The 1132-nt window shown below is 59.3% G+C and carries 1 protein-coding gene and 1 pseudogene; both read right to left on the reverse strand.

The features are described 5' to 3' along the window. Positions 1-134 precede the first annotated feature (134 nt). Positions 135-236 (reverse strand): annotated as a pseudogene (locus tag NKH23_RS34790) (hypothetical protein); the annotation flags it as partial. A gap of 274 nt (positions 237-510) precedes the next feature. After that, positions 511-1132 (reverse strand): M24 family metallopeptidase (locus NKH23_RS34455; protein ID WP_353036803.1); only part of this gene is annotated, 622 nt, incomplete at its 5' end.

The raw sequence follows: 1132 nt of genomic DNA on the forward strand, positions 1-1132 counted from the left end.
GAGGGACTAGGGTCGAAGGCCGCAATGCATGGCCCATGGCGTTGATTCCTTGTGTGAACCAACGCGAGCCGGCACCCGAATTCCATCAAAAGTGAGTCAGAGCCAATTTTGCACGCCGATTCACACCAATGCCGCTACTCCTGTCCAAGCACGTCGGGCAAGGTCGAAAGGACCGTCTGCTGCGTGTGCATGTCGATTATCGCCATGACATAGGCGATGCGGGCAGGTCCCACAGTATCGCAAGCCGCGACAGCCGGCGACTTGCACTATTCCTCTATCTGGCCTCGGCTGTGTCACGAATACGTCGGAGCGTCCTGATTGGCTGGATCGTGATCTGGCTTTTGTGGCTTCTCGTCACCGCGCTTGGCATCTGCCCCAGATCCATCGCCGCCTGAAAACCGATTATTGTTAACGGTCGACCAGGTAGTCCTTGAACTCGGCAGCCCGGCCGATGATCCTGTATGCCGGCGCATTGGTGCTGAGCAATGCGCCGGCGTCCACGCGAGACGGTCAGTAATTGACCAGCAGGTCACGGGACATGCTGCTCAGCGACTTCGCACCGTTCTCGGTCACGCGGACAGTCTCACTGAAGACGTAGCCGTCCTCCTTCTCAAAGATGCCGATGAGGACGTGGAAGGTCATGTTGGGTTCAATTACGGTGTCGTCGTCCCCCTGGAAGCTGACTCCGCCGTCGACCCAACCGAGGCCGATGGAGTAGCCGCTCCTGGATTCTTTACGCACGCCGTATGGTTTAAAGGCGCGCTGGAATGCTTGCCAAACATCGGAGCACTTAACTCCCGGCCGTATAGTTTCGACCTGCGCGAGGAAGCCGTCCAAGGCGGCTTGATGCAGGTGCCGCGCCCGAGCGTTTGGCTCACCCAAAAATACCGTCCGTGACAAGGCGCAGGGATAGCGGTGTCGGTAGGCGCCAATCTCGAAATTAGTCTGACAGCCCATCTTATAGCGCGCGTCGGACCACGTAAGATGCGGTGCGTTGGCCGGAGAGCCCACCGGCATAGATGGTATGCCGCAAACACCCCCAGGGAATTCCGGAGTGCCTTTGACCAAAGCATTCGATATGGCGGCGCCCACGTCGCATTCGCGCGCGCCAGGAGCGATCTCGAGCCGGCCC

This window comes from Mesorhizobium sp. M1328, from assembly GCF_040318075.1.
Taxonomy (GTDB): Bacteria; Pseudomonadota; Alphaproteobacteria; order Rhizobiales; family Rhizobiaceae; genus Mesorhizobium.